The organism is Pedobacter jejuensis, from assembly GCF_003725795.1.
In the GTDB taxonomy this organism is placed as follows: Bacteria; Bacteroidota; Bacteroidia; order Sphingobacteriales; family Sphingobacteriaceae; genus Pedobacter; species Pedobacter jejuensis.
On the sequence record NZ_RBEE01000001.1, the window covers coordinates 41376 to 64657 of the forward strand.

The following is a 23282-nucleotide window of genomic DNA, read 5'->3' on the forward strand; positions in this document are numbered from 1 at the left end:
TAAACTAATATAATAGGTTATGAAACAATTCAGAATTATCTCCTGCGTTTTCTCCTTTCTATTAATTTTTACAGCATGTAAAAAAGATAGTGATGCTGTTAAAGAACCTGAAATTTCCGAGACCTGGCAGGAACACTGGTTTGAGCACAATCAAATACTTAATAGCGTTTTTTCTAATGATGATTTAATCGTTTTCTACGATAAGGATGTAAATAAATCCGTTACCTGGCCCAACGATTATTTAACAAAAGTTTGGCAATATACCAAAACTGTTTACGGTAGTTTTGGTTCAAATAAAAAGTTATATGCCATTTTTCATACTGGCAAATATGGAGGAGGGCATCCTTCAAATTATTTTGAAGCCAGCCATGATAATAGAAATGTGATTGATGTTGGTCTGGTAGATCCCAAAGCATGGGAGGGATTTACAGCAAATGAAAAAGACATTGTAACTCATGAAGTTGGCCACATTGTAGAATTTGCTTCCAAAGGAAAACACAACTCGCCAGCCTTTAAAATTTGGGGCGATAGTAAGTGGATGGAAATTTATCAGTACGATGTGTATAAAAATCTGGGTATGGCGAGTGATGCAGAGCGTTGGTACAATAAGTGCATGGCTACGGTTGATAACTTCCCTAAAGCAAATACTCAGTGGTTTAAAAACTGGTTTTATCCAATATATTCAAAAAATGGCGGTACAGCTGCTCTAAATAAATTCTTTGTTTTGTTATCAGAAAACTTTCCTTCCAATGGGACAGACTATTCAAGAGATATGAATTTTGGCGAATTTGTGCATTTTTGGAGTGGTGCAGCGGGTGTAAATTTAAAAGGGCAGGCAACAATTGCTTTTGGCTGGACCACTGATATGGAAAATCAGTTTAATAAGGCCAGAACAGATTTTCCAAATGTGAAATATTAGTTTATTTCTTGAAATTACAAGCCGAAGCTTTTTTCTATGCGAATCAATTGCTTTAGATGATGTTTTAAATGGATTTCAGTAAATCGAAACCATTGTTTTGCATTTAAATACCCTAACCTTGGGTGCTTTGTCTTCGAATGCAAATTTGCTGTCGCAATTAATGGATAGGTTAATTCCAATGCTTTTTCGAATTCTAAAATAAAATCTAATGCTTCAGCTTTGCTTATTTTTTTTACCCTTTCGGCCAATCTTTTTGGTGCTTTGTATTTTTTTGCCGGAGGGAAAGAACCAAAAAACAGTATCAGTTTTACGGCAAAATGTGTTGGTTGATTTTCTCCTTTTCCTTGTGCAGCATTTTCTAGCGCTAAAAGTGAAAGTAAACTTGCATCGAAGATATGAGCATAAACTTCGCTATAACTCCAGCCGTTTATAGGTGGCGTTATTTGAAAAACATCATCAGAGTACGAAGAAAGTTTTGCCTTGTACGCATCAATAATATGGTGAAATGAAATTTTAACTTTGCTCGAATTCATACATAAAGGTAGCAGATAAGCTTAGAATAAAGATAGTAACTCCTTTAAATGAATAATTTCTTTGTTAACATCTGCAGGTTTTTCTTTTTTGGTTGGATTAAAAAAAATGGCTTCCATGCCAAAGTTCAGCGCACCATAAACATCAGCTTCTAAACTATCACCAATCATTATACTTTCTTCCTTAACCGCTTTGGCTTTATTTAAAGCGTGTTCGAAAATAACCGGATTAGGTTTGTTAGCACCAACATCTTCTGATATGATAACATTTTTGAAATAAGGGTTTAATCCAGAAAGATTCATTTTGGTTAACGTAGTTTCTTTAAACCCATTGGATATGATGTGAAGTGTATATTTCTCTTTTAAGTAAGTCAATACGTTTTCTGCTCCATCAAACAAATTTGTTTTAGTTGGCGAAATGCTTACATAATCATCTTCAAACTGATTAGGAACGGCATCTGGCTGAACGCCTAACTGAAGAAAAGTTTTATTGAACCTTTCTGCTCTTAAAAAATCTTTGGTAATTTTTCCCAAATGATAATCCGCCCATAGCTGGTGGTTATTTTCGGTATAGGTGCTTATAAATTCTTCGCAAGATTTTAATCCCAATTCGTGAAGATTATAAATCTGATACAGCTCATTTAAAGTTTCTTCTGCATTACGGTCAAAATCCCAAATGGTATGGTCTAAATCGAAGAAAATGTGTTTTTTGTTTTTCAAAATTGTTAAATTGTTAAAACATTGAACTGTAAAAACTTTGAAATGTTTGGGTTGGATATTAAATTATGATGAATAAATCCTGGTCTTTCTAAAATTCCGCAAATCCTGTTAAAATAACCTTCGTTAAATTTTCTCACCGTAAGCTAAATCACCTGCGTCACCCAAACCAGGAACAATGTAAGCCTTGCTGGTCATTTCCTCATCAATTGCACCAAGCCACAGTTTAGCTTTTGGCAGGTTGGCTTTAACATGAGCAATACCTTCTACACTGGCAATGGCTGCTACAATATGTAATTCTGCAACATTATATCGATTCATCAATTCTTTACAACACATTACCATACTTTGCCCGGTGGCAAGCATTGGGTCGGCCATTATAAGCACTCTACCATCTAAATCAGGTGTTGAGATGTAATCCATTTGAATGATAAAATCGCCATTCTTTTTTACCTTCCTATATGCAGAAATAAAGCAGCACTCAGCCTTATCAAAAATGTTTAGCAAGCCTTGCTGTAGCGGTAAACCGGCACGTAAAATTGTAGCCAATACGGGTTGTGTTTCCAAAATATCACATTGTGAAATTCCTAATGGAGTTGTTACTTCTTTGTTGATAAATTTGAGGGATTTACTGATTTCAAAAGCAAAAAACTCACCCAGTCGCTCCATGTTTTTGCGAAAACGCATAGAATCTTTTTGGATAGTTTCATCACGCAATTCGGCAATAAAAGTATTGGCGATAGATTTAGTCTTGCTTAAATCGAATGTCATCATAATTATTTAGTCTGCATATTTAACCATCCTCTGAAAATTCTTCAGCTATGTGTGTTTACTTTCATTCTAACAATAAGTAATTAAAAACTTGCTGTAAAAGTTTTATCAGGATATAAAATTTTTGTGCTTTTTCTTACACCACCATTTACTACATGAACAATGCTCATTTGATCATCAAACATGTCGTATAAAATCGTACTGCTTACATCGATAGATTTAGGAGCATTAATTTTTTCTGCTTCTAAATAAATATTTGTGGCTTCATGATCTTGCTCAAAGCCAATATAATTTAGCGCTACAACTTTGCCGTTGGTCTTAATCTGTAAATGCGATAACAAGTATTTCTTAATTAAATTATCCATTTGCGTTTTAAGCTCAGGTTTGGAAAGATCCGTTTTTTGCTTGTATATTTTGGCCAAAACGGATTCAAAATCATCACTAAACACTCGGGTACTAATTTCTAGGGTTTTATCTTTGGCATTAACGTTTACTTCTGTTGTACTTACATGTAGTGGATGCTTCAATCTTTTTGTACTGCTAATAAGTGCAAAAACTAAAAATAAGGTAACAAATTTGGTATTTAAGAAATGCATTTATATTGATTTTGCCTTTTTTATAATTAAAACTTTAATTTTATGCAATCAAAAATACTAAAGCTTCGCTCACAAAGCTAATTTATTATAATGCCGTTGCAAGATTTTATCTTTTATTTTAAATTAGGTTGGGAACACATCATAAGTGCCGATGCTTTAGATCACCAATTGTTCATTTTGGCTTTAGTAGCCATTTATAGCTATCATAATTTAAAGCAAGTTTTAATTTTGGTAACTGCTTTTACAATTGGGCATTCGTTAACTTTATTTTTAAGCGTTACCGATGTTATACGTTTTGAGAGCAAATGGGTAGAGTTTTTAATACCTTGCACAATCGTATTTACCGCTCTTAGTAATTTGTTTATTAAAGATTTTTCTTTAAAATCAATTAAAATAAATTACTATTTGGCATTAATTTTCGGTTTGATACATGGTATGGGTTTCGCAAACTCAATCAGAATAATGCTAGCCAAAGATCAAAATATTGGCTGGGGACTTTTTGGTTTTAATGTCGGTTTAGAAGCAGGACAAATTTTTGTAGTTATTATAATTTTAGCTGCTACATTTATAGTTCTAAATTATAGTGAAATTAAACGCCCAAGTTGGGTATTATTTATTTCTGCAGCCGTATTTAGCCTGGCTTTAAAAATGGCTTTAGAGAGAATCCCTTTTTAATAGAATATAACATGAATAAACTATTTACATTAACAGGTTTAATGGCTTTTGCCGGTAGCTTAGCAATGGCTCAAAACATTCAAAACAACCCTGGAAGCAACCATGGCAATAAATTTGAGCAGTTAGGAACCATTTTGCCTACACCAAATGGACAGCGCACAGCAAGTGGCGCACCAGGTGTAAAATACTGGCAACAGCGGGCAGACTACAACATTAAGTGTACGCTTGATGAAAAGAACCTTTTGTTAACGGGTAGCGAAACCGTAACCTACACCAATAATTCGCCCGATCCTTTAACTTATATTTGGCTACAACTTGATGAAAATGAGCATAGTACCGATAAAAGTGCAAATTATCAGGATGCAACAAAAATGCCTGCAGTTGGTACAACGCAAAGCATTGATAATTTAAGTTCTACCGCAAATAATGGTTTTGGTATAAACGTTTTAAAATTAACCGATGCAACTGGTAAAAAACTGAGTTATACGGTTAATAAAACGATGATGAGAATTGATTTGCCTGTAGCTTTACGAACCGGGCAGAAGTATGTTTTTAATATCGATTGGAATTATAAAATTACCGATAGAATGTCTGTTGGTGGTCGTGGTGGTTACGAATTTTTCCCTGCAGATGGAAACTATTTGTTTACCATGGCGCAATGGTATCCTCGTTTATGTGTTTACAGCGATTTTCAAGGTTGGCAAAATCACCAATTTACTGGCAGAGGCGAGTTCGCATTAACTTTTGGCGATTTCAAAGTACAAATGACGGTGCCTGCCGACCATTTGGTGGGCTCGACAGGAGAATGCATTAACTACAGTGCGGTATTAAATCCTGCACAATTGAGTAGATACAATGCTGCAAAAACTGCCAATGCACCGGTAGAAATACAAACGCTTGCTGAAGCTAAAACCGCTGAAGGTAAAAAAGCTACTGGCACTAAAACCTGGGTTTTCCAGGCAAATAATGTTCGCGATTTTGCATGGACAGCCTCTCGTAAATTTATTTGGGATGCAATGCCTCAAAAAATTGCCGCGAATAATAATACCGTAATGTGCATGAGTTTCTACGGAAAAGAAGCTTATAATTTATACAGCAAATTTTCTACTCGTGCAGTAGCGCATACCATCAAAACCTATTCTGATTACACAATTCCTTATCCATACCCTGCTGCGCAAAGTATAGAAGCTGCAAATGGAATGGAATATCCAATGATTTGTTTCAATTACGGTCGTGCCGATGCTGATGGAACTTACAGCGAAAGCACTAAAAATGGTATGCTTGGCGTAATTATTCATGAAGTTGGGCATAACTTTTTCCCTATGATTGTAAATAGTGATGAACGCCAGTGGACATGGATGGATGAAGGCTTAAATTCTTTCGTTGAATATTTAACCGAAGAGCTTTGGGATAATACCTTTCCAAGTAAAAAAGGCCCCGCTTATACCATTGTTGATTACATGAAGTTACCCAAAGATGAGTTGGAGCCAATTATGACTAACTCTGAAAACATCGCTCGCTTTGGTCCGAATGCGTATTCGAAACCTGCAACAGGTTTAAATATTCTTCGTGAAACCATTATGGGACGTGAACTTTTCGATTATGCATTTAAAGAATATTCTAGAAGATGGGCTTTTAAACATCCACAACCAGCCGATTTGTTTCGTACGATGGAAGACGCAAGCGGTGAAGATTTAGATTGGTTTTGGAGAGGTTGGTTTTACGGAACTGAGCCATGCGATATCGCTTTAGATACAGTGAAGTTTGCGAAAGCAGATTTCCCAACTACAATCCCTGAAGCTAGATCTAGAATGATTAAGGTAGATAAGCCAGCTGTAAATGCTTTTCAGGATATTTCTAAAATCAGAAACCGTGAGGATAAAAAGATTAGTTTCTATGCCGATAAAACCCCTGCAGCACAAGATTTCTATTATAAATATGATAGAGGTTTGGTATCTGTAGATACTACGACTGCCGTAAAAACTGTTGGTTCTTTTCCTTTGGATGTTGTACCAGCAGCCGACCAGCAGAAGTATGAAAATAAGTTTTTCTATGAATTAAATTTCAGCAATAAGGGAGGATTGGTAATGCCAATTATTGTTGAATTTATCTACAAAGATGGCTCAAAAGACATCGATAGAATTCCTGCACAAGTATGGAGACATAATGAATTAAAAACTTCAAAATTTTATGTAAAGGATAAAGAAGTAGAATCTATTTTGATTGACCCGTTAAGAGAAACAGCTGATATCGATACCTCAAATAATACATGGGGCGGTAAGGCAAAAGAAAGTAAGTTTAAGGTTTTCAAAGCTAAAGCAGCATCTTCAGTTCGCGGCCAATCTGTTGGTGTAAACCCAATGCAAAAGGCTGCGGGTAAATAACAGATTTTATTGTTTATTTATATGGCAAAGCTTCGTTGAAACTCAGCGAGGCTTTGCTTTTTGGCTTCGCGGATTTCGTCGATTGATAGACAACAGCTTTGACAACTTTTTAAAAGTTATCAAAGCTAACTTGCTGCGATTCATCTTGCCACCTTTATTGACCGTTGTCAATCAATTAAAACCAAAATCGTAATGAACTTTCCTGACTTTTGCCTGTTTAGTCTTTACGGCTAAAACCGTATATTTGATACACCAATGAAATTCAAAATCACATCCGCATATCAACCAACCGGAGACCAGCCCGGAGCCATAAAACAACTGGTAGATGGTGTAAATGCTAACGAAAATTATCAAACATTATTAGGTGTAACTGGTTCTGGAAAGACTTTTACAATTGCTAATGTTATAGAGCAAACTCAAAAGCCAACTTTAATTTTAAGTCATAATAAAACATTAGCAGCTCAACTTTATGGTGAGTTTAAAAACTTCTTTCCAGAAAACTCGGTAAATTATTTTGTTTCATATTACGATTATTATCAGCCTGAAGCTTTTATCGCATCTAGCAATACATACATTGAAAAGGATCTAAGCATCAATGAGGAAATAGAAAAACTGCGTTTGCGCACAACCTCTGCATTAATGAGTGGTAGGAGAGATGTGATTGTGGTTTCATCCATCTCCTGTATTTATGGTATGGGAAATCCAGAAGATTTTTCACGAATGGTATTTCGTTTTGGTGTAGGTTTACGCATTTCCAGAAATTCATTTTTGCACAGCCTTGTAGAGATTATGTACGCCCGCACAACTACCGAATTTAAACGCGGAACTTTTAGGGTTAAAGGTGATACAGTTGATATTTATCCTGCATATTTAGATCATGCTTACAGGGTTTCTTTTTTCGGAGATGATATCGAAGAACTTTCTGCCATCGACCCGGTTTCCGGTAAAACCATTGAAAAGCTGGAAGATATGGCGATATATCCTGCAAATCTATTCGTTACACCTAAAGATAGATTTAATCAATCCATTTGGGGCATTCAGGAAGAATTGGAAATTCGTAAAAACCAACTTATTGGAGATAGACATTTGCTAGAAGCGAAACGATTGGAAGAGCGGACAAACTTCGATATCGAAATGATGAAAGAGTTGGGATATTGTTCAGGTATAGAAAATTATTCCCGTTTCTTCGATGGTCGTAGTCCGGGTATGCGGCCTTTCTGTTTATTAGATTATTTTCCTGATGATTATCTAATGGTTATTGATGAAAGTCACGTTACCGTTCCCCAAATCAGGGCAATGTACGGTGGCGATAGATCGCGTAAATTATCATTAGTTGAATATGGTTTCCGTTTACCGGCCGCATTAGATAACCGCCCACTAAATTTTACGGAATTTGAGGCACTAGCACCCCAAACCATATACGTAAGCGCAACACCTGCAGAGTATGAATTAGAAAAATCTGAAGGGGTAGTGGTAGAGCAAGTCATTCGCCCGACTGGTTTATTGGATCCGGTAATTGAAATCAGACCTGCAATTAATCAGGTTGATGATTTGCTAGACGAAATCGACATTACGATTAAACAAGGTGGTCGTATTTTGGTAACTACTTTAACCAAACGCATGGCCGAAGAGTTAACGAAATATATGGATAGGTTGAACATCAAGACCCGATACATCCACTCTGAAATTAAAACTTTAGAAAGAGTAGAAATTCTTCGCGGATTGCGTTTAGGCGAATTTGATGTGTTAATCGGTATTAACCTACTACGGGAAGGTTTAGATTTACCTGAAGTAACCTTGGTTGCTATTTTAGATGCAGATAAAGAAGGCTTCCTGCGGTCAGAAAAATCTTTAATTCAAACCATTGGACGTGCTGCAAGAAATGATAAGGGCAGGGTAATTATGTACGCAGATGGAGTTACGGATAGCATGGAAAAAACAATTTCTGAAACCAACCGACGAAGAGATATTCAAATTGCCTATAATTTAGAGCATGGTATTATCCCAATGACCGTTGGAAAATCTCGTGAGGCAATATTAGAACAAACATCTGTATTAGATTTCTCTCAGAAAGCAAGCGACAACAAAGCCAGAGCATATATTGAAAATGCAGAAATTAGCATTGCTGCAGATCCTATTGTGCAATACATGGGTAAAGGTGAGTTGCAAAAAGCAATTGATAACACCAAAAAAGAAATGCAAAAGGCGGCAAAGGATATGGATTTCTTACAAGCTGCAAAACTGCGTGATGAAATGTTTGCTTTGGAAAAAATGTTTAGCGAAAAGTTTGGGAAATAATTCTGGATTTTAATTTAATATGGACGGACAAAATAGAAATGATATTTACCCTGGTTTAGAGGTTGGAATTATCTTAAAAAAGGATCAGCGAAGCGGAAATGTTACCTATGGTATTGTTAAGGATTTATTAACTTCATCTTCATTTCACTCCAGAGGGATAAAAGTAAGGCTTGACGATGGACAAGTTGGAAGAGTTTGCGAAATTGTTGAAGATTAACAAATTGTAATCAAAATGCAATTAAAGGTTTAAAAAGTAACAAAATATTTATAGCTACGTCTATATTTGTAGAAGATTAAATTTAGGATGGGATTAGTTAAGTTCATTTTTATAGCAATATTAGTGCTTTGGATTATCAGAATGTTAATCCGATTGATTTTGCCAATGCTGTTCAGCAATCTTGCTAGCAAAATGCAACAGCAAGCAACTGGGCAACCACAACAACCAAAAAGAAAACCAGAGGGTGCAATTTCTATTGATTACATGCCACCCAAACCTGACCAAGGTAAAACAGATAAACTTGGTGATTTTGTAGATTACGAAGAAGTTAAAGAACCAAAGTCTTGATGAAAATCAAGACTTTTTTTGTTAACCTAAGATTCTTAACCTTAATACGTTTTCAATTTTATTGCCTTATTGCTTGTACGACACGTCATGATGAATTTATTTCAGCATCTTTCCTTCAAAAAAAGACCCTGAAATAAATTCAGGGTGACGTAAACTAAAAAAACAGCTTATTAATACTGCGAAGGAAAATTAATAATCGAACGCAGGTTATTAGGTAAAATTAATTTGATTGAACTTATTCGTTATTTTATGTCAGAAAACTTTAACCTTTAAAAACTTTTAGTATCGAGCTTAAAAACCAATTTTCTTCTGCCTTCATCATAGCTTCCATGGTTTTATCGATGTTTTTAGCTAATCTATTAATGTCTCCTATCGATTTCTGAAAGGTTTTAAATTCAGGATCTTTATCATCGCCAGTTACAGAGGTTAATTCTGATAATATTTTTAGAACTGGTTCTAATTCTCGCTTCTTACGTTCTTTAGCAACTTGGCGAGCAATATTCCAAACATCTTTATCTGCGAAAAAATATTCTTTCCGTTCGCCTGCTTTATGTTGTTTTTCAACCAAACCCCAACCAATCAAGTCTCGAACGGTCATATTTGTATTTCCTCTCGAAATACTTAACTGCTCCATAATATCTTCGGTAGTAATTGCTTCAGGAGAAATTAACAGCAAGGCATGAACCTGCGCCATGGTTCTGTTAATTCCCCATTCCGAGCCTAATTTTCCCCAAGCCTCAATAAATTTCAATTTTGCTTCAGCTAATTCCATATACAAATGTAAGTTGATTTTTATACTTTCAAAAATTATTGAAAGTTAATTCATCCATAATAAGCATTCATTTTTGGAATATTTAAATCGCTATTTGCAGGTTTATAATTTTTTAATGTGAAGGCATTCAATTTATTCCTTTAATATACCCTTTAAATTTTTATTTTTGACGTTCGTTTAAACTTAAACAAACCTTAATGAATAACTGGTTTAAAAACAATGGCACCCATTTAGCCATTATTGCAATTTTTGTAGTCATTTGTTTTGCCTACTTCAGTCCTGTTTTGCAGGGTAAAGCGCCCGCACAAAGCGATGTTATCCAATCAAAAGCCATGCAAAAGGAAATAATGGATTACAAGGCGAAGGATGGCAAAGGCCCACTTTGGACCAATCAAATGTTTGGCGGAATGCCTTCCTATCAAATTTGGGTACAATACGCATATAACGGAGCAACTTATGGTATCGCATTAATTACTAAGGCATTACCAAACCCTGTTGGTACGGTTATGTTGCTTCTATTAGGTGCCTATTTTCTTTTTATAGTTTTAAAAGTTAACCCATGGCTGGCTGCGGCAGGTGCCATCGCATTTGCTTTTACGTCATATAATTTTGTGTTAATTGCCACTGGGCATAGCAACAAGGCATTGGCTATAGGTTTTTTTGCACCCATCATTGCCGGAATAATATTAACATTAAGAGGTAAATACTGGTACGGTGCAAGCTTAACTGCATTGTTTTTAGCGTTGGAAATTAGATCCAACCACATCCAAATGACCTATTATTTATTTTTAGCAATATTAATTTTTGTAGGAATCGAAGTTTATCAATCATATAAAGCTAAAACCCTCCCTGCTTTGGGTAAAGCAATTGGCTTTTTGGCTGTGGCTGTTTTGCTATCTGTAATGGTAAATGCAAGTTTATTGTGGACAACCTCCGAATATGCTAAAGAGACCAATCGTGGAAAATCTAATCTAAACTCTGCAAATGCAGAAAAAGGTGCTGGCATGTCTAAAGAATATGCTTATGGATGGAGCCAGGGCGTTGGAGAAACATTTAGTTTTTTAATTCCAAGTTTATATGGCGGCAAAACAAGTATTGATGAATTGGTTAAGCCAGAAAGCAATATGTACAAGGCTGTTGCTGAAATTACTGATGGAGACCAGGGACAAACTATACAAGCCATTCAATCTTTAGGTCAGCAATTAAATATGCAGGAATATTGGGGTGAAAAACCTAGTACTTCTGGAGGATATTATTTCGGTGCTGTAATTTGCTTTCTATTTGTTTTTGGTTTATTTATCGTTCGTAGTCGATTGAAATGGTGGATTTTAGCCACAACAATATTATTTATTTTATTATCGTTAGGTAAAAACTTCCCGTTGGTTAGCGATTTATTTTTCGATTACTTTCCATTATACAATAAATTTAGAGCAGTAGAATCAATCCTTGCTGTAATTGGATTGCTTGTTCCTGTATTGGCATTGTTAGCCGTTAAAGAAGCGCAGGAAGGAAATATCGACCAAAAAGAATTGGTTAAAAAGTTAACCTGGTCAGCTGGCATAGTTGGTGGTTTTGCATTGATAGTTGCTTTAATACCAACATTGTTTTTTAGTTTCAAAACATCTAATCATGCAGAAATTGTACAGGCTTTAACCCAATATTTACAGAATAATGCATCAATTGCACAAAAAATTGCAAATGGTTTAGTGGAGGATAGAATCTCTATCGCTCGTGCTGATGCCTTTCGTTCTTTCTTCTTCGTGCTGATAGGCTTTGGAATTGTATGGGCATTCATTACAAAGAAAATGAATATGCAATTTGCATTCGGCTTATTAAGTCTTGCAATTTTAGTAGATATGTGGCAGGTTGACAGACGATACTTAAACAATAAAAACTTTGAAACTAAATCTACTTTAGAGAATTATTTTCAGCCTCGTGATGTAGATACGTTTATAGCGGCAGATAAAGATCCCAATTTCAGGGTTTTTGATTTGTCGATTTCAACATTTCAGGATGCGAGTACATCCACATTTCATAAAACTGTTGGTGGTTACCACGCAGCTAAACTAAAACGTTACGATGAGTTGATTCAAAATCAATTCACAAAAAGCATCAACCAAGATGTATTGGATATGTTGAATACTAAATACATCATCAGCCAAGATCAAAAAACAGGCTCGTATAAAATGCAGCGTAACCCAACTGCCGCGGGTAATGCCTGGTTTGTTGGTAGTGTTCAATATGTAAAAAATTCTGATGAAGAGATGAAAGCTATCAGCAGTTTCGATGCAAAAAAAGAAGCTATTGTTGATGAAAGTTATAAAGTCTTAATGAACAGCAAAATTTTAGGCACAGGAGAAGAAGGTTTCATCAAATTGACAAACTACAATCCCGATCACCTGACTTACGAATACTCTACAGCAAAAGATGTAATTGCAGTATTTTCAGAAATTTACTACAACAAAGGCTGGAAAATGTATATCGATGGCGTTGAAAAACCTTATTTTAGGGCCGATTATGTATTACGTGCCGCTCAATTGGAGGCTGGTAATCATAAACTTGAATTCATTTTTCACCCAACTTCTTATTATACTGGCGAGAAAATATCATTGGCAGGTTCAATTTTATTAGTGCTTGGTTTAGGATTTGGCTTCTACACAGAAAACAAAAAAAAGAAAACGCTTAAAGCATAAATATTAAATATTTTTAGGCTTAAATGCCATTATAATTTAATGGCTTAATATTAATACCCTCAAGCAATACAGTTTGGGGGTATTTTTATTTCATGTCATTTCAAAATACTTATCAATCAAATGATTAAATTTAACAATATGATAACATTTGTTTGATATTCAGTAACTTACATTTGTATATAAAATCAGATGTAATGTTAGAATCATTCTTTGCGATTTGTCTTTTAGTCGTTGTACTTTATTTCTTTAGCCCTTTTGAGGTAAAACTCGATGAGGAAGAGGAATGGTAAAATAGCTTTCTTACATTCAAACTGCTTTTTTAAAGCGGTAATAAAATTTCCTCCCCCTAAAATTCTTATTTATGGATAAAAGAAATGTCGAAGTAGTCGTGATATCCGATGTACATTTGGGCACCTATGGTTGCCATGCGAAAGAACTTTTAAAATATTTAAAAACGATTAAGCCTAAAACACTTATTTTAAATGGCGATATTATTGATATCTGGCAATTTAGCAAGAGCTATTGGCCAGAATCGCACATGAAAGTTATCCGTAAGTTGATGAAGTTTGTTTCAGAAGGTGTAGAGGTACATTATTTAACTGGCAATCACGATGAAATGTTGAGGAAGTTTGATGGTATGGAAATGGGTTCATTTCATTTGGGCAATAAACTCATTATGGAAATTGATGGTAAGAAGGCTTGGTTTTTTCATGGTGATGTTTTTGATGTTACCATGCAACATTCTAAATGGCTGGCCAAAATGGGCGCCGTGGGTTACGATACTTTAATTTTGATAAATAGTTTTGTTAATTGGGTGCTTAATGCGTTTGGCAGAGAAAAAATGAGTTTCTCAAAAAAAATAAAGGCTCGTTTTAAAGATGCAGTTAAGTTTATCAATAGTTTCGAACAGGTTGCAGCCGAACTAGCTATAGAAAAGGGCTACGAATATGTGATTTGTGGGCATATCCATCAGGCAGAGAAAAGAGAAATAGCCACAGATACTGGAAAAGTAACCTATTTAAATAGTGGTGATTGGGTAGAAAGTTTAACCGCTTTAGAATATAATGAGCAGGGTTGGAATATTTTTAAATATGATCATCGTGATTTTGTGAAAGATGAAATAGATGAAGGAATACTATCTGATGCAGAAGATTTAAAGAGTAAGTTGGATATAAATTTGCTTTTGCAAAATATAAAGTATGAAATTGCCCGATAATTTAAGATATTCGGCAGATAACAATGAAAATACTTTACGCAATACAAGGCACAGGAAATGGGCACATTAGCAGGGCAAGAGAAATCATTCCCTTACTGCAGAAATACGGCGAACTCGATATTTTAGTTAGTGGAACGCAAGCCGATGTAAAATTAAGTCAGCCGGTAAAGTACCAGTTGCATGGTTTTAGCTTTATTTTTGGTAAAAAAGGTGGTGTAGATCATTTTAAAACCTGGCTGAGCATGAATCTTTTTCGCTTTAGGAAAGATATGATGCAGCTTAACCTTAAAGACTACAATCTTATTGTAAATGATTTTGAACCGGTAAGTGCCTGGGCTTGCAAACTGCAAGGTGTAGATTGCGTTTCCTTAAGCCATCAGGCAGCATTTAAGTCAAAAAAAGTTCCTCGCCCACGTACTATTGATTGGGGTAAGGTGATTCTTAGTCACTATGCACCTACCAAATATCACATCGGTTTCCATTTCGATAGGTACGACGATTTTATTTATACTCCAGTTATCCGGTCAGAAATAAGGGCATTGGAAAGTAAAAACCTTGGACATTATACGGTTTATCTACCCGCAGTCGATGATAAAAGATTGGTAAAGTTACTTACTCAGATACCCAATGTAAACTGGCAGGTTTTCTCCAAGCATAGTAAAGATAGTTACCAGGAAAAAAATGTCTTTGTTGAGCCTGTTAACAATGAAAAGTTTAATAAAAGCCTTGCAACCTGTGAAGGTTTGTTTACAGGAGGTGGCTTTGAAGGCCCCGCGGAAGCACTATACTTAGGTAAGAAGCTTTTGGTGGCGCCAATGCGGTTTCAGTTTGAGCAACAGTGTAACGCCTTTGCATTAAAGAAATTTGGACTGCCAGTAATTTGGGGAAGCACCAAAAATTGGTTGCCGATTGTAAAAGACTGGGTAGCAAAACCTCAAGAGCATACCTTTAATTTTCCTGATGAAACGGCTAAAATCATAGATGATATGGTAAAAAAATACGCAAGGGTTTAAGTGATGTTATTTGTCGCTTCATCCACTCTTGTGTCTTTTTAACTTGAGTTCGATTCTTAAACTTAATATTTGCTGTTTTGTCTCCGTATTGCTTGTGCGACATGTCATGCTGAATTTATTTTAGCTTCTTGGCTTCAAAAAAGATCCTGAAATAAATTCCCTTCCCTCGGTCTGTGTCCTCACAGAACGAAATCTATCAATTGCCTTCTCTGTTACTTATAGTTACATAGATTTATTTGTACTAGTGGTCTGTGAGGACACAGACCACGGTTGGGTTAACAAAGACTAAGGTTGTTTTTAACGGATTTAAATTTCCCGCAGAATACGCTAAATACGCGGATTTTTCTTTCGTTCCTAGGTCCCATTGCCTCGGTTTGTGTCGCCACAGAATGAAATTTATCTATTGCCTTTTCTGTTACTTATAGCTATACAGATTTATTTGTACTAGTGGTCTGTGAGGACACAGACCACAGTTGGGCTTCTTGCCTGCAAACAAGACCCTGAAATAAATTCAGGGTGACGTAAACTAAAAAAGCATCTTATTAATAATCGAACTTAGATTAACAAAGACCAAGGTTGTTTTTAACGGAGTAAAATTTCCCGCAGAATACGCTAAATACACAGATTTTTCCTTCGTTTCTCGGTTTGTGTCCTCACAGATTAGATGTCCTTTACATCATAATCATAAGTTATCCTGAGACCTTGCTATATTTTTAGTCAAAATAAAATGTTTACTTTGCCTATTCTTTAGCATGGCATGATTAATCAGTTCAGAAAATTAAATCCGATTAACCTTCTTTTATTACTGGCGTACACGTTTTTCATGCGTATCGTTATTTTTTATGAGATGCCGGCCCAGTTAAATTTCGACTTTCTAGAGCCTTTTGCCAGGTTAATGATAAATATCGATTTAGATAAAGCCTTTTCTCCATCAACCAATATTTTTTTTGCTAGTGTTCTGGTTTTTAGCCAAGCACTTATATTCAATAGGATAATTAATAACCATAACCTTTTATCTAAACCAAGTTTTTTGCCAGCTTTAATGTTTATTACTGGTGCAAGTTTATTTCTACCATTTATGGTTTTAAGTCCGGCTTTGCTATGTAATTTTCTCTTAATTTGGCTAATAGATAAGTTTTTGAAACTAAATAAAAGCTTAAATTCTATAACAACAGTATTCGATATCGGGATGATCATTGCCATAGGAACCTTGATTTACTTTCCTTTTATGGCCATGTTGATAATGATTTTCTTATCCTTGATGTTATTTCGATCCTTCAACTGGCGTGAATGGATTGCAGGTTTAATTGGATTTTTAACTGTATTTTTTTTCCTAGCTGTTTTCTACTACTGGAAAGATAATTTAAGTTCATTCTATCAAATATGGAAACCATTGGGGAACAAATTCCCATCCGTATTTAAGATTAATTATAACGATTATTTGGTTTTGATACCTGTTGCATTAATTATCATTTTGGCATCGCTACAGCTTCGCGAAAACTTTTTTCGGAGTTTTATCAGTACCAGGAAAGGATTTCAAATGTTATTTTTCATGTTCATTATCGCGGCTGTAAGTTTTTATTTAAAACCTGATTTTAGAACCTGGCATTTTTTATTGTGTGTTCCGCCAGGAGCAGTTTTGTTGGCATATTATTTTAGTAATGCGAAAAAGCGTTGGTTTTATGAAACCTTGTTCCTGCTCTTCATAATTTCTGTTCAATACTTTTTGTTTGTTTAACCTTTTTTAACAAAATGATGTAAAGAAACTTGTTAAAGATTAATAGCTTTGTGGCATGCTTGTTAAGTTTTAGAACTTTTCAGAATAGATTTTGAAGATGTGTAAATCGGTTTTTATTAATGTAAATGAATAATTTAACAATTGATATTGGTAATACATCAACAAAAATCGCTGTCTTCGAAAACAAAGAACTCATTCATTTTAATCGCTTAGAAAAGATTACAAGTGATGATTTAATATCGCTTATTGAAAAATTTGATATCAAAAATTCAGTAATAAGCTCGGTTGATGAGGAAATTGGCTTGTTAGAAACGCTACTGAATAGCAAAACAACTTACCATCGTTTTACGGCAACGTTTGCAAAAAACGGGGTAAAAAATAAATACAAAACGCCATCAACCTTGGGATTAGACCGATGGGCCGCAATATTGGGTGCAAATGCAATATTTCCGGCAAGTGCCAGTTTAGTTATTGATGCAGGAACATGTATCACCTATGATTTGCTCAACACAAAAGGCGAATACTTTGGAGGAAGCATTAGTCCGGGAATAGCCATGAGGTTTAAAGCTGTACATGAATTCACAGGTCGCTTACCATTGGTAAATTGGAATCCTGAAAATGAAATTCCTGAAGGTATTGATACCAATTCGGCTATACAAAATGGGGTTTTGCAGGGTATAATAAATGAAATTGAAGGGTTTATCGCTCTAAATAATATAAAAGAAAGTGCCTTAAAGGTTATTATAACAGGCGGTGATGCCAATTTTTTGTTTAAGCAATTACAAAACAGCATCTTTGCGCCTCAAATAATAAAAGATCCTTACTTGGTATTAAAGGGTTTAAATGAAGCTATTGCAGATTAGAATGTACAAAAGAATAAATTATATTGCCGCCATATTCGTTTTAGTGTGTGGTTTGGGTGCTCAGGCACAGGTTACCACTTCATCTCCATATTCCAGATACGGTCTTGGAAACATTAAGGGCTCATTGCTGCCTCAGTTAAGAGCAATGGGCGGTATTTCTACCGCGGTAAACAAAGTTAATGGGTTTAATTATATCAATATGCAAAACCCTGCATCTTATTCTGGCGTAACGTTAACCACTATAGATATTGGCATGAGTGCCGGTTTAACAAACCTAACCCGCAACGATTTAAGCGAAACAAGTTTCAATTCTACCTTTAGTCATATTGCATTTGCAGTTCCGGTTAGTCGCCGCTCTGCATTGAGTTTTGGTGTATTGCCTTATTCTGATTTGGGTTATAGTTATAAAAACTCAACTAAAATAGATACCATGTCGGTCGATCAGCTTTATGAAGGTGAGGGTGGTTTATCCAAAGCTTACATGGGTTACGGTTATCGTTTCGGCGATCACTTAAGCATTGGCGCAAATGTTGAATACATATTTGGTAACTTACTTACCACTCGTGCAACCGAATATGTAGAGGCAGGCGCATTGAACTCTAAACTGCAGAATAAAAATAGCGTTGGGGGCTTAAATTACTCCTACGGTATTCAGTATAACTTTAACATCGCACCTAAAACCCTAGTTACTTTAGGTTATTCGGGTAGCAGTTCAGGTAAAGTTAATTCAAGTCAATCGTACTTTGCAACGGTTTATACCAGAGATCAAAACGGTAATGAAAACACGGCATTGGATACTTTGAGCTCGGTAATAAGTGCAAAATCTAATTTAACATTACCTTTATCGCACAACTTTGGTATTGCCATACAACAAACCGATAAATGGTTAATTGGAGCTGATGTTAGAATGAGTAAATGGTCTAATGTTAGCATCAACAATATTAATCAAGGTTTACAAAACAGCTATGGCGCATCATTAGGTGGTCAGTTTACACCCGATATTACTTCATATAACAGCTATTTTAAACGTGTGGATTACCGTTTAGGTGTAAATTACGATAAGACTTACATCAGAATTGGCAATCAGGATATTAAACAGATGGGTGCATCCTTAGGGTTTGGTTTCCCACTTCCATCAGCCAATGGCCTATCATTTTATAAAATAAACTTTACTACAGAAGTTGGTCAGCGTGGTACAACAACCAACAATTTAGTAAAAGAGAAATTCATCAACTTCCACTTAGGCTTTACATTGAACGATACGTGGTTCCGTAGGTATAGAGTAGATTAATTATGCGCAACGCATTTTTTTATTGTTTGATTTTAGGGTTATCATTATTTATGGTTTCCTGTGGAGATGACGACTTAAAAAAAGCAAATGCGGTAAGCAATCAAAAAATAGCTTTAAACAAAGATAGAACGCTGGGCGTAGAAATTATCTATAGCGATTCGGCAAGAGTTAAAGCCAAGGGTAATGCGCCAATTATGGATAAAGTTACGGCTGATAACGGCAGTACGTATCAGGAAATGATTAATGGGGTTAAGATTGATTTCTTTAATGTTAACCAACCTGGGTTAATTGATGGAACATTGATTTGCGATTATGCCATTAGAAGAGACCAGGAGCAGAAAACCTTCTTTAGAAAAAATGTTATTGTAAAGAACGCCAAAGGCGATACTTTTTCATCTGAAGAGTTGATTTGGGATGAAGCAAAAAAACTTTTCTATTCTACACAAAAAGTTACTGTACAAACAACGGATGGTAATATCATAGAAGGTGTAGATTTTGAAGCACCACAAGATTTCAGTACCTATAAAATTAATACAGCAAGTGGGCAAGCCGTATTAAAGGACGAAATTGCGCCATGAAAAACCAAAATTTTTCTTATCTATTTGCTTAAAAATTAAACAGTTGATAAATAAAATTTTGTGTTTTCTTTTTTGAGGCAAATTTGTATCTTGCGCCCTCTTTAAAAAAAACTAAATAATATAAGTACAATATGGGATTAATGACATTTTTGCGTAACCGTGCAGGCTATATACTAGTCTTTGCTATTGGTTTTGCAATTGTTGCATTTTTAGTAGGTGATGCAATTAACGTGGGTAAGCCTTTTTGGGCCGAAAACCAAAAAACAGTTGGTTCGGTTGATGGTAACGACATCAGTATTGATGAATTCGGACCAAAAGTAGAGCAAAATTTAAATCAGTTTAAGCAACAATATGGCGGCAGTGCAAATGCTCAAATGCAATCGATGGCTGTAGATCAGGCCTGGAATGCTGAATTAGCCAGCGTTTTGTTGAATAAAGAATATGAAAGATTAGGTTTATCTGTTTCAGAAGATGAACTGGTTGATTTATTAGTTGGTCAGAATCCAAGTCCGCTGATTAAACAATACTTTACTAATCCTCAAACTGGTCAGTTAGACCGTATGCAGTTAAACAGCTTCTTAAAATCAAAAGATCCACAAGCTCAAAACCAATCTGCACTGTTGCAAACAGAGGTTAAAAATCAAACATTACAACAAAAATATTCAAACTTAATCCGTAACTCGGTTTATGTTACATCTTTAGAAGCTACTGACGAATATACAAACCGTAACAAGTTGGCTAACTTTAAGTATGTAAATTTAGATTATACATCAATTCCAGATGCTTCGGTTAAATTAACTGATGCAGATTATTCTGAATATTATGATGCTAATAAATCTCGTTTCAATAACCCTCAGGAAACACGTTCATTTGAATATGTAACGTTTAGCATTAAGCCAACAAAAGCAGATTCTGCTGCGGTAAAAGCGCAGGTTGATAAAATAGCTGCAGATTTTAGAGTGGCTAAAAATGATTCACTTTTCGCAGCCATTAATTCGGATGTAAAGGTTCCTTTCACTTATATCACCAAAGGCAAATTAGATCCGGCAGTAGATTCAGCTGTATTTTCTTTACCGGCAGGAAGTTATTATGGGCCAGCATTATCTGGTAATTCTTACAAAGTGATAAAAGTAGTTGCTACTCGTTTATCTCCAGATTCGGTTAAAGTGAGTCACATTTTAATAGACCCAGCTAAAGTTGGCGGTGAAGATAAAGCTGTAAAATTAGCAGATTCGTTAAAAGGCTTAATCAATAAAGGTGGAAGTTTTGCAGAATTGGCAAAAACCTATAGTGTTGATGGTTCAAAAGATCAAGGTGGTTCTATGCCTGCTTTTGCTCGTGGTGCTATGGTACCAGAATTTGAAAATGCAGCATTTGACGGAAGTGTTGGCGATTTGAAAACAGTTAAGTCTCAGTTTGGTATTCACATTATGAAAATCGAAAAGCAAATCGGTTCATCAAAAGTGGCAAAACTAGCTTATGTAGAAAAATCATTGGCAGCAAGTAGCAAAACTCAGGCATCTGCTTACAAAGCAGCAAGCAATTTCTTAAACGATGTTAAGGGAAATGATTTCGCCAAATTTGCTCAAACTAAAAACTTAAAAACGGCTGTTGCAGATAAAATTACCGCTACCCAAGGTTTTGCACCTGGTTTAGATAATCCACGTAAATTAATTCAGGATGCATATGCGGCTGATAAAGGTGATGTTCTTCCAGAAATTTACACCATGGGTGATGGATATGTAGTAGCACGTGTTACCGATATCAGACCAAAAGGTGCTTTACCTTTAGATGCTGTTAAAAAGGAAATTCAACCGATGGTACTTAATGCTGCTAAAGCAAAATTACTAAAAGCTAAATTTGATGGCGCTGGCAAAGTTGGCTTAGCTCAAATCGCTGCTAAAGTTGGTCGCTCAGTGCTTCCGGTTCAAAATATTGTTTTTGCTAACCCAATCATACCTGGTGTTGCACAAGAAAACAAATTGGTTGGTTCTGTATTCGGTTCTCAGCCAGGAAAAGTTTCTACACCTGTAGAAGGTGAGCGTGGTGTTTACGTATTTTCAGTTGATGGATTTTCTAATCCTGCTCCAATTGCAAATATGTTTAAACAAAAAGAAACCATGTTGTTGAGTTTAGGTCAGCGTTCTTTAGGTGCAGCTTTCCAAGCTTTACAAGATAATGCCAAGATAAAAGACAATCGCGTGAAATTCTATTAATTAGAAATTGCGTAATTTTACAACCGTTCTGATGTTCAATCAGAACGGTTTTTTTATTTAATCGCCATGGAAATTCAGGAAAACTTCGTTAACAAGGTTGCCAATAGTGGTTTAATCACTTTAAATCTGGAAGATTATTATCATCCGGGTGAAAGGGTATTGTATGATATCAAGGATAATCTATTTCATGGTTTAATGCTTAGGGAAAAAGATTTCCGGGAGTTTATTAAAGGCCATGATTGGAGCCAATATGAAGGTAAAAATGTGGCTATTATTTGCTCGGCAGATGCGATTGTACCAACTTGGGCCTATATGCTTTTAGCCAATAAATTAAAGCCTTTTGCTAATGAGGTTGTTTTCGGTGGCTTAGATACGCTAGAAGCAGTGATGTTTGCAAAGGCACTGTCTAAAATAAACACTGAATCCTTTGCTAACGAACGTGTTGTTGTTAAGGGATGCGGAGATATTGAAGTTCCGGTAGCGGCCTATGTTGAAATTACCAATCTGCTTACGCCAGTTGTAAAAAGCATTATGTTTGGCGAGCCGTGTTCTACTGTTCCGGTTTATAAAAGAAAAGATTAAATTTTGGTTTGCTTTTTGCATATCTTGTTGATAAGCTGCAAAGAACCTTATCATGTGGCTAAATAACACAACTGAAACACATTTAAGCAAATGAAAAGGTTATTATTAATCATCTCTTATACATTTTTTGCGCTATCTATATCCGCACAAGAGTTGCCTGTAAAAAAGGAAGCCGTGTTTCAGGATGGTGAAATACTAAAGTACAGATTGAAGTATGGCTTTATTACTGCTGCCGAAGCTACTATTAAAGTCCAGAATTCTGATTTAAAATTTGATAATAAACCAACCTACAAATTAACGGTTGATGCACAGACATCAGGTACGTTTGATGTGTTTTATAAAATCAGGGATCATTACGATTCATATATTGATAAAACGGATTTACTACCATACTTTTATCAGGAAAACATCCGGGAGGCAAGTTACCGAAGGCAGGATAAAGCCCGTTTTAACCAGGATAGTAAAAAAGTTGTATCCAACAGGGGAACTTTTTCTACACCAACTACGCAAACATTCGATTTGGTTTCTGCATATTATTTTGCCAGGAGTTTAGACATCTCAAAACTTAAAGTTGGGGATAAATTCAAATTAAACTATTTTTTGGGGGATGAAATATCTGCTCTTGAAATTGAATATGTAGGTAAGGAAACTGTTAAAAATAAGCTTGGTAATATTCGTTGCTTAAAATTTAGTCCTTCAATTAAGCCTGGAAGGATTTTTAAGAAGGATAGCCGCTTATATCTTTGGGTTACAGATGATGGAAATCGCGTTCCGGTAAAAGCGCAAGTAGAAATATTGGTTGGTGCAGTAACTATGGAACTGACATCGGCAGCAGGTTTAAAATACGCTTTAGCAAAAGACTAAT

At 35.5% G+C, this 23282-nt stretch carries 21 protein-coding genes; 16 read left to right on the top strand and 5 right to left on the bottom strand.

Annotated elements, in window-relative coordinates:
- The first annotated feature begins 19 nt into the window (after positions 1-19).
- Complete coding sequence (locus tag D7004_RS00195; RefSeq protein WP_123203854.1) at positions 20-919, top strand: hypothetical protein; 900 nt, start codon at positions 20-22, stop codon at positions 917-919.
- Positions 920-933: 14 nt separating this feature from the next.
- Here the strand turns inward: D7004_RS00195 and D7004_RS00200 are convergent, their stop codons facing one another.
- The 4 genes from D7004_RS00200 to D7004_RS00215 form a co-directional block, all read right to left on the bottom strand.
- Positions 934-1452: a DinB family protein gene (locus tag D7004_RS00200; RefSeq protein ID WP_123203855.1), complete on the bottom strand. Its 519-nt coding sequence runs from the start codon at positions 1450-1452 to the stop codon at positions 934-936.
- 21 nt (positions 1453-1473) lie between these two features.
- Positions 1474-2172: a YjjG family noncanonical pyrimidine nucleotidase gene (locus D7004_RS00205; RefSeq protein WP_123203856.1), complete on the bottom strand. Its 699-nt coding sequence runs from the start codon at positions 2170-2172 to the stop codon at positions 1474-1476.
- A 120-nt stretch (positions 2173-2292) separates the two neighbouring features.
- The gene (gene upp / locus D7004_RS00210) at positions 2293-2937 is read right to left on the bottom strand and encodes a uracil phosphoribosyltransferase (RefSeq protein ID WP_123203857.1); all 645 of its coding nucleotides are present in this window, start codon (positions 2935-2937) and stop codon (positions 2293-2295) included.
- An 83-nt stretch (positions 2938-3020) separates the two neighbouring features.
- Positions 3021-3533, bottom strand: coding sequence for a DUF6702 family protein (locus tag D7004_RS00215; RefSeq protein WP_123203858.1), 513 nt, complete (start codon positions 3531-3533; stop codon positions 3021-3023).
- A 90-nt stretch (positions 3534-3623) separates the two neighbouring features.
- Here D7004_RS00215 and D7004_RS00220 point away from each other — a divergent pair, with 90 nt between their 5' ends.
- From D7004_RS00220 to D7004_RS00240, 5 genes are all read left to right on the top strand, one after another.
- Positions 3624-4208: a HupE/UreJ family protein gene (locus tag D7004_RS00220; RefSeq protein WP_208646768.1), complete on the top strand. Its 585-nt coding sequence runs from the start codon at positions 3624-3626 to the stop codon at positions 4206-4208.
- Between the two features lie 11 nt (positions 4209-4219).
- Positions 4220-6592, top strand: a complete 2373-nt coding sequence (locus D7004_RS00225; protein ID WP_123203859.1) for a M1 family metallopeptidase — start codon at positions 4220-4222, stop codon at positions 6590-6592.
- Positions 6593-6847: 255 nt separating this feature from the next.
- Entirely contained in the window at positions 6848-8890 is a 2043-nt protein-coding gene (uvrB, locus tag D7004_RS00230) for an excinuclease ABC subunit UvrB (RefSeq protein WP_123203860.1), read from the top strand.
- Positions 8891-8909: 19 nt separating this feature from the next.
- Positions 8910-9107: a YwbE family protein gene (locus D7004_RS00235; protein WP_123203861.1), complete on the top strand. Its 198-nt coding sequence runs from the start codon at positions 8910-8912 to the stop codon at positions 9105-9107.
- An 87-nt stretch (positions 9108-9194) separates the two neighbouring features.
- The gene (locus tag D7004_RS00240) at positions 9195-9455 is read left to right on the top strand and encodes a DUF4834 family protein (protein ID WP_123203862.1); all 261 of its coding nucleotides are present in this window, start codon (positions 9195-9197) and stop codon (positions 9453-9455) included.
- A 262-nt stretch (positions 9456-9717) separates the two neighbouring features.
- On the opposite strand, the gene D7004_RS00245 is transcribed toward D7004_RS00240, so the two are convergent.
- Complete coding sequence (locus tag D7004_RS00245) at positions 9718-10227, bottom strand: GbsR/MarR family transcriptional regulator (RefSeq protein WP_123203863.1); 510 nt, start codon at positions 10225-10227, stop codon at positions 9718-9720.
- A 197-nt stretch (positions 10228-10424) separates the two neighbouring features.
- Here D7004_RS00245 and D7004_RS00250 point away from each other — a divergent pair, with 197 nt between their 5' ends.
- From D7004_RS00250 to D7004_RS00295, 10 genes are all read left to right on the top strand, one after another.
- Positions 10425-12920, top strand: a complete 2496-nt coding sequence (locus D7004_RS00250; protein WP_123203864.1) for a YfhO family protein — start codon at positions 10425-10427, stop codon at positions 12918-12920.
- A 361-nt stretch (positions 12921-13281) separates the two neighbouring features.
- Entirely contained in the window at positions 13282-14136 is an 855-nt protein-coding gene (locus tag D7004_RS00255; protein ID WP_123203865.1) for a UDP-2,3-diacylglucosamine diphosphatase, read from the top strand.
- Positions 14137-14159: 23 nt separating this feature from the next.
- The gene (locus D7004_RS00260; protein WP_123203866.1) at positions 14160-15149 is read left to right on the top strand and encodes a glycosyltransferase family protein; all 990 of its coding nucleotides are present in this window, start codon (positions 14160-14162) and stop codon (positions 15147-15149) included.
- An 895-nt stretch (positions 15150-16044) separates the two neighbouring features.
- Positions 16045-16887, top strand: coding sequence for a DUF6427 family protein (locus tag D7004_RS20895; RefSeq protein WP_244214212.1), 843 nt, complete (start codon positions 16045-16047; stop codon positions 16885-16887).
- A gap of 125 nt (positions 16888-17012) precedes the next feature.
- Positions 17013-17750, top strand: a complete 738-nt coding sequence (locus D7004_RS00270) for a type III pantothenate kinase (RefSeq protein WP_123203868.1) — start codon at positions 17013-17015, stop codon at positions 17748-17750.
- 1 nt (position 17751) lies between these two features.
- Complete coding sequence (locus tag D7004_RS00275) at positions 17752-19041, top strand: outer membrane protein transport protein (protein ID WP_244214205.1); 1290 nt, start codon at positions 17752-17754, stop codon at positions 19039-19041.
- Between the two features lie 2 nt (positions 19042-19043).
- Positions 19044-19619 carry a hypothetical protein gene (locus D7004_RS00280; RefSeq protein ID WP_123203870.1) on the top strand — a complete coding sequence of 192 codons (576 nt, stop codon included), beginning with the start codon at positions 19044-19046 and terminating at the stop codon, positions 19617-19619.
- Positions 19620-19750: 131 nt separating this feature from the next.
- Positions 19751-21835, top strand: a complete 2085-nt coding sequence (locus D7004_RS00285) for a peptidylprolyl isomerase (protein WP_123203871.1) — start codon at positions 19751-19753, stop codon at positions 21833-21835.
- A 66-nt stretch (positions 21836-21901) separates the two neighbouring features.
- On the top strand, positions 21902-22417 hold the full coding sequence (locus D7004_RS00290; RefSeq protein ID WP_123203872.1) for a DUF2480 family protein: 516 nt from the start codon (positions 21902-21904) through the stop codon (positions 22415-22417).
- Between the two features lie 90 nt (positions 22418-22507).
- A complete protein-coding gene (locus D7004_RS00295; RefSeq protein WP_123203873.1) occupies positions 22508-23281 on the top strand; it encodes a DUF3108 domain-containing protein in 774 nt (257 codons plus the stop codon).
- Position 23282: the final 1 nt, after the last annotated feature.